This is a genomic window from Methylacidimicrobium cyclopophantes (assembly GCF_902143385.2).
Taxonomy (GTDB): Bacteria; Verrucomicrobiota; Verrucomicrobiia; order Methylacidiphilales; family Methylacidiphilaceae; genus Methylacidimicrobium; species Methylacidimicrobium cyclopophantes.
Map to the genome: position 1 here is coordinate 1 of NZ_CABFUZ020000021.1, position 5972 is coordinate 5972.

At 61.0% G+C, this 5972-nt stretch carries 9 protein-coding genes; all 9 read left to right on the top strand.

The annotated features are described in order from the left end of the window. Window positions 1-197: DegT/DnrJ/EryC1/StrS family aminotransferase (locus tag FN369_RS00655; RefSeq protein ID WP_142524296.1), on the top strand; the 197-nt coding region annotated here is incomplete at its 5' end. Window positions 198-226: 29 nt separating this feature from the next. Then, window positions 227-481: a hypothetical protein gene (locus tag FN369_RS00660; RefSeq protein ID WP_142524297.1), complete on the top strand. Its 255-nt coding sequence runs from the start codon at window positions 227-229 to the stop codon at window positions 479-481. Further along, window positions 478-1356 (top strand): SIR2 family NAD-dependent protein deacylase, encoded by an 879-nt coding sequence (locus FN369_RS00665; RefSeq protein WP_142524298.1) that lies wholly within the window; start codon window positions 478-480, stop codon window positions 1354-1356. Before FN369_RS00660 ends, FN369_RS00665 begins: the two co-directional genes overlap by 4 nt. Window positions 1357-1530: 174 nt before the next feature. After that, complete coding sequence (nifW, locus tag FN369_RS00670; protein WP_142524299.1) at window positions 1531-1941, top strand: nitrogenase-stabilizing/protective protein NifW; 411 nt, start codon at window positions 1531-1533, stop codon at window positions 1939-1941. Then, window positions 1938-2819, top strand: coding sequence for an electron transfer flavoprotein subunit beta/FixA family protein (locus FN369_RS00675; protein ID WP_142524300.1), 882 nt, complete (start codon window positions 1938-1940; stop codon window positions 2817-2819). The genes nifW and FN369_RS00675 overlap by 4 nt, the downstream gene beginning before the upstream one ends. Beyond that, entirely contained in the window at window positions 2816-3934 is a 1119-nt protein-coding gene (locus FN369_RS11680; protein WP_142524301.1) for an electron transfer flavoprotein subunit alpha/FixB family protein, read from the top strand. The genes FN369_RS00675 and FN369_RS11680 overlap by 4 nt, the downstream gene beginning before the upstream one ends. Further along, entirely contained in the window at window positions 3931-5229 is a 1299-nt protein-coding gene (locus FN369_RS00685) for an FAD-dependent oxidoreductase (RefSeq protein ID WP_142524302.1), read from the top strand. Before FN369_RS11680 ends, FN369_RS00685 begins: the two co-directional genes overlap by 4 nt. Continuing rightward, the gene (locus FN369_RS00690; protein ID WP_142524303.1) at window positions 5226-5513 is read left to right on the top strand and encodes a ferredoxin family protein; all 288 of its coding nucleotides are present in this window, start codon (window positions 5226-5228) and stop codon (window positions 5511-5513) included. Before FN369_RS00685 ends, FN369_RS00690 begins: the two co-directional genes overlap by 4 nt. A gap of 212 nt (window positions 5514-5725) precedes the next feature. Then, window positions 5726-5972: hypothetical protein (locus FN369_RS00695; protein WP_142524304.1), on the top strand; the 247-nt coding region annotated here is incomplete at its 3' end.

Genomic DNA, 5972 nt, shown 5'->3' on the forward strand with positions numbered 1-5972 from the left:
AACCCCTGCATCTGCAGGGGTACTTCGTGGAGCGTGGCTGGCGGAAGGGTCGTCTTCCGGTGACGGAGAAGGTCGCCGACCGCTCGATCGTTCTTCCATTTCACGCTCATCTGACGGAAGAGCAGGTCGCCTTCATCGTGAAGACCCTCAAGGACGCTTCGGTCAACGTGGGAGCGGGCGCGGCGATCTATTTGTAGATGGAAAATCCGAAGCGAAAGGAGGGTGCATGAAGGAAGAAGAGATCGTAATCCATGTCCGCTTCGCCAATGACGGTGCGGTACAGGAGATCGGGCAGAGGCCCGCCGGGCTGTCCGCTCAGGCATGGTTCGGCCGGCTTTGGAAGCAAGCGGGGGATCGGTTCCAGGTGTTTGCCGGGGGGCGTGGGATCTTTCGACTCCCTCGGACGGAACTGGAAGAGCTGCTGGCGCAGGGGGAAGAGCGGATTTCAGCCGAGCGGACGGAGAAAGGAGCGGAAGGATGAGCGATCTGCTTGCCGAGATGGGCCGGTATTGGAAGGCGGGGAAGCTCGTTCCCTACTTGGGTCCGGGTATCTGGCGAGAGGAGGAGGGGGTCTCGGCTCCCTTTCCGATCGACGCCGAAAGCCTTTCGGAAAGCCTTGCCCGTCGAGTGGCGGTCCCGAGCCGAGTGCGCAAGAATCTCTCCGCCGCCGCCCAATATATCGAGAGCCATCGGCACCGAAAAACCTTGCGGAAGCTCCTCCTCGACACTTTCTCGGTGGAGATTCCCAGACTCGCTCTCCACGAGTGGTTGGTGAGCCATCCCCATCTGCCGCTGATCGTGGATGTCTGGTACGACGGAGGCCTTCGAGCGTTGCTCCGCTCCCGTTCGGACTGGGGGGAGATCCAAGGAGTGAGCCAAGCGGATGCTCCGGGAAGTTGGACGCGAGCCTTCGATCCGGATGGGGCGGAGGTTCCTCCGGAGGCGGCCGCGGGATGGAAGACCGTTCTCTACAAGCCGTTGGGATCGGCGACCCCTGCAGGAAATTTCCTCATTTCGGACTCCGACTATGTCGAAGTGCTTACGGAAATCGACATCCAGACGCCGATTCCGCCGGTGGTGCAGGAGCGGCGGCGGGAGAGCCACTTCCTCTTTCTCGGATGTCGCTTTTCGAGCCAGACGGAGCGTACCTATGCACGGCAGATCTTGAAGCGATCCTCGGATCGCCACTGGGCGATCCTGCCGGAGGAGCTCTCCCGTAACGAGGAGCGCTTCCTCCGGGAGCTTTGCATCGAGCGGATCCCATTCTCTCTTCCCGAGTTGTGCGAAGCGCTCACCGGTCTTTCCGAAGCGGGTATGTCAGTTTGTCGGAAAGTCGACGAGAAAGGGAGCATTTGATCGAAAAGGGACGCCGAAGAGCCCACTACCGCAGCCACCTTTCTTTGGCTCTCTTCTCTTCCGTTTTTTTCAGCCGCGCTGGAGCGGCTTCTCCGGGCGAGCTCGGATCGAAAAAGGGCATCGGTTGCGTAAAGTTGGCACAACTCTTGCTGCACAGGTGGAGAGAGGATTGGAATGATCGACCCCGTGCTTTCCGCGCTCAGTCGCCTTTCTTCCGCCGAGGAATTTCTCGACTACCTCGAGGTTTCCTACGAGCCTGAGATCGTCCGGGTGAACCGGCTCCACATCCTCAAGCGGTTTCAGAAGTACCTACTGACGGCCAGCGCACCCGAGGCGCGATCTGAAAGCGAGCTCCGCTTCTTCTACCGAGGCCTTCTCGAGCAGGCCTATCAGGATTTTGTGAGCTCGACTCCCTTGCAAGAAAAGGTGTTCGCCGTTTTTCGGAGGCCGGCTTTGGAAAGGAAACCCGCGGCGGCGACCGTTGCCGTCGAGGATCTGCGCTCTTCGCTTCGGGGAGGGTGTACCGGAAGCCGGGCTCCCGCCGCCCCGGGGAGCGATCTCCGTTCCGGAGGTGCAAGGTCATGAGAGGGCCGAACATCGTCGTCTGCGTCAAGCAGGTGCCTGATAGCGCGCAGATTCGGGTCCATCCGGTGACCGGGACGATCATGCGGCAGGGAGTGCCCGCAGTGCTCAATCCGTATGATCTCTTCGCCTTGGAAGAGGCGCTCCGGATCAAAGACAGGCTGGGAGGACGCATCGTTGCTCTTTGTATGGGCCCGCCGCAAGCGGAAGCGGCACTCCGCAAGGCTCTTTCGCTGGGTGTCGACGACGCCGTATTGGTTTCGGATCGAGCGTTCGCCGGTTCTGATACGCTGGCGACCTCCTTTGCTCTGGCCAACGCCATTCGGCGGCTGTCCGAGGAGAAGCCGATCGATCTGGTCTTCACCGGAAAGCAGACCATCGACGGCGACACCGGCCAAGTGGGGCCAGGAGTTGCCAAGAGGCTCGGGATGCATCTCCTGAGTTACGTCTGCCGGATCCCGATTTTGGACATGGATAGCGGGACCATCGTCGCTCACCGATGGACGGAGCGAGGGGTGCAGGTTCTGACCAGTCGGCTGCCCTGTTTGATCACGGTCTTGGAAGGGACGAGCCAAGGGCGCTTCGCTTCGCTGCCCGAGATGATCCGAGCGGCGCGCCAGCCGATCCGGGTCTGGGACAGAAAAGCGGCGGGTATCGAGGATCTGACCAAGATCGGGCTGAAAGGGTCGCCGACCGTGGTCGGAAAGGTATTCGCGCCTTCGAGACGGTCGGAACGGGCGGAGTGCATCGAGTGGGAGCCCGACCACCCGGAAACGGCGGTGGCTCTTCTCTGGGAGAAGGTGTTGGCTCGCCAACCGGAGTGGGCGGCGATGGCCTCTGCCGACGCGCGGAAGGATGGGGAGGAGGCACGTTCCGAATGAGCGAAGCCGAGGGGAAGCCTGCGGAAAAGAAGGGAGCCGCGCGGCGGAAGCCTACTTTCGATCCGCGACTGGCGGAATATCGCGGGGTCTGGGTCTTCGTCGAGCGGGATCTCTCCGGTGTCCATCCGGTTTCCTGGGAGCTTCTGGGAGCGGCGCGGCGCCTGGCGGATCAACTCGGCTCGGAAGTGGGAGCGGTTGTGGCAGGGGTCCCGGAGGAAGCGCTCGACGTCGATTCCCGAGAGGCGATCGCTTACGGGGCCGATGTAGTCTATCAAGTCGGCCATCCCGTCCTAGCCGGATATCGGAACGAGCCATATTCCAAGCTGCTTTGCGAGCTCGTGAAAAGGCATAAGCCGGAAATTCTTCTGCTCGGAGCGACCTCCCTCGGGCGGGATCTGGCGAGCAGCGTGGCGACGACGCTCGAAACCGGTTTGACGGCCGACTGCACGGAGCTTGCGATCGATCGGGAAAGCCGGGCGCTGGCGGCGACACGGCCGACATTCGGAGGAAATCTTCTCTGCACGATTCTGACCCTCAACTATCGGCCGCAGATGGCGACCGTACGGCCTCGGGTTCTTCCGTCGCCGGCTAAGGTCAGGGACCGGAGCGGGCAGATTCGGAAGGAAGAAATCGAGCTACACGAGGAGGAAATCGTGACCAAGATTGCCCAATTTCTTCCTCATGTCGGCGACCAGGTCGACCTAGCCCTCTCCGAGGTGATCGTGGCTGGAGGCAAGGGGCTGCAAAAAGCGGCCAACTTCGCTCTGCTGGAGGATCTCGCTCTCGCCTTGGGAGGAGAGGTGGGAGCCACCCGGGCGGCCGTGCAAGCAGGATGGATCGATCCCCAGCGGCAGATCGGGCAGACGGGAAAGACCGTGAGGCCCAAGCTCTACATCGCGGCGGGCATTTCCGGTGCGATTCAGCATCGGGTCGGCATGGAAAGCTCGGACCTGATCGTCGCGATCAATACCGATCCCAACGCCCCGATTTTCGAAGTGGCTCACTACGGAATTGTCGGAGACGCGGTCGCTCTGCTCCCTCTTCTGACGCGCGCGGTGCGCGGGCGGATTCTGCCGGAAAAAGCCACTCCTTCCGGTCTCTGTGCTTCTCCATGAAAGAACGATTCGATGCGATCGTAGTCGGCGCGGGACCCGCTGGGAGCGCCGCCGCTCTCACCCTGGCACGGGGAGGGCGGAAAGTGCTCCAAATCGAGCGGGGAGAGTACCCTGGATCGAAGAACGTGCAGGGAGCGATCCTCTACGCCGATTCGCTCCAAAAGCTGATTCCGAATTTTCGCGATGAAGCCCCGCTCGAGCGCCATCTGATAGAGCAGCGGCTCTGGATCCTCGACGATCGTTCTTATCTTGGGAGCACCTTTCGCTCTCCCGCGGCGAGCGAGGCCGAGCCGGACCGCTACACAATTCTTCGGGCGCAGTTCGACAAGTGGTTCGCCAAGAAAGCAGAGGAAGCCGGAGTTCTTTTGATTTGCGAAACGACCGTTCTCGATCTGCTCCGGGAAGGGAAGCGGGTCGTCGGGGTCCGGACCGATCGAGAGGACGGCGAGGTCTATGCCGATGTCGTGATCCTAGCGGACGGGGTCAACTCGGTCCTCGCCCGCAAAGCCGGAATTCGACCCGAGCTCGGTGCGGGAGAAGTGGCGCTCGCGGTCAAGGAGGTTCTCTTTTACCCTCAGGAGACGTTGGAGGACCGTTTCGGGATCCAAGGGGAGGAGGGGGTGGCGATCGAGATGGTGGGGAAGATCACGCGAGGAATGGTTGGAACGGCGTTCCTCTATACCAATAAGGAGTCGCTTGCGGTAGGGATCGGCTGTCTTCTTTCCGATTTTCGGCGAGAGAAGATCCCTCCCTACGTGCTGCTCGAGCGGCTGAAGGAACACCCGGCACTCCGTCCGCTTCTGCGCGACGGGGAGATGAAGGAATATACCGCGCATCTCATTCCGGAAGGGGGTTACCGATCGATCCCGAAGCTCTCCGGGGACGGCTGGCTCATCGTAGGGGATGCCGGCATGTTCGTGAACTCGGTCCATCGCGAGGGATCCAACTTAGCAATGGAGACGGGAAGAATCGCCGCAGAGACCGTCCTCGAGCTCAAAGAGGCTGGCGCGCCGTTGACCGAATCCAACTTGCGTCTCTATCGGCGGCGCCTCGAGTCGAGCTTCGTGATGAAAGATCTCCGGAAGTACCGACATGTCCACGAGGTGTTGGAGAACAACCGCCACTTCCTGACGACCTATCCCGAGCTGGTCAATCGCGCGGCCGAGACTCTTCTTCGCGTCGATGGCGTCGACAAGAGGGCGAAAGAGAGAGAGATCGCCCGAAGCTTCCGCAAGCGGCGATCCTACCGTGGGCTCCTTTCGGACGCGGTGAAGCTATGGAGGGCATTCCGATGAACGAGGTGGAAGAAAAACTCTATCAGAACCGGTATCGTCTCGATGCGGGACGTCCCCATATCCGCATTCGCAATCCGGAGGTATGTCGGAGTCGTTGCGGGGAAAAGTCTTGCGCAGCCTGCTGTCCGGCGGGTTGCTACACTCTCGGCTCCGAAGGCGAAGTCACCCTCCTTACCGACGGCTGCTTGGAATGCGGAACCTGCCGGATCATTTGCAGCGAATTTCGGAACGTGGATTGGGAATACCCCCGGGGCGGATTTGGCGTCCTCTTCAAGTTCGGCTAAGAATGCGGCCAATCTCGCTCTGCGGTTTCTCCGCTCGCCTCTGCTGATCGGGCGGGCTCCCGTCCCAGTCGTCTTGCTCGTAGAAAACGGTGCTCGGGAAGCTTTTCTCCCAAGTTGGCACGCGGCGGGCTTTCTCAAGAAAAACTTGACCAGTTCCCCGGAGGGGGACACTTGTACATTAACGTTAAGATAAAGAGAGGAGAGGTATCGGTATGAAGTTTGGGGGAAAGAAGTTGCACCATCGGTTTCTTCTCATTGCGGGGATGCTCTGTCTAGGAGGACTCTCGGCGACGCCGAGCGGGGCGCGGATCCTTGAGTCGACCAATGGGCCGAGGGTAACGGTGGGTGCCGCCGGCCATGCCTACACGAAGGAAGAGCTGGCAAAGAGGAGTTCGGAAAAGAACGCCCGCAAGGTCGAGTCGAAGAAGCACAAAAAGGCGGCCGCTTCCGGAAGCGGTC

What these genes read in the sequence shown, in the direction of transcription:
- FN369_RS00660 (WP_142524297.1), top strand. Translation starts at nt 227, where the DNA reads ATGAAGGAAGAAGAGATCGTAATCCATGTCCGCTTCGCCAATGACGGT.
- FN369_RS00665 (WP_142524298.1), top strand. Translation starts at nt 478, where the DNA reads ATGAGCGATCTGCTTGCCGAGATGGGCCGGTATTGGAAGGCGGGGAAG.
- nifW (WP_142524299.1), top strand. Translation starts at nt 1,531, where the DNA reads ATGATCGACCCCGTGCTTTCCGCGCTCAGTCGCCTTTCTTCCGCCGAG.
- FN369_RS00675 (WP_142524300.1), top strand. Translation starts at nt 1,938, where the DNA reads ATGAGAGGGCCGAACATCGTCGTCTGCGTCAAGCAGGTGCCTGATAGC.
- FN369_RS11680 (WP_142524301.1), top strand. Translation starts at nt 2,816, where the DNA reads ATGAGCGAAGCCGAGGGGAAGCCTGCGGAAAAGAAGGGAGCCGCGCGG.
- FN369_RS00685 (WP_142524302.1), top strand. Translation starts at nt 3,931, where the DNA reads ATGAAAGAACGATTCGATGCGATCGTAGTCGGCGCGGGACCCGCTGGG.
- FN369_RS00690 (WP_142524303.1), top strand. Translation starts at nt 5,226, where the DNA reads ATGAACGAGGTGGAAGAAAAACTCTATCAGAACCGGTATCGTCTCGAT.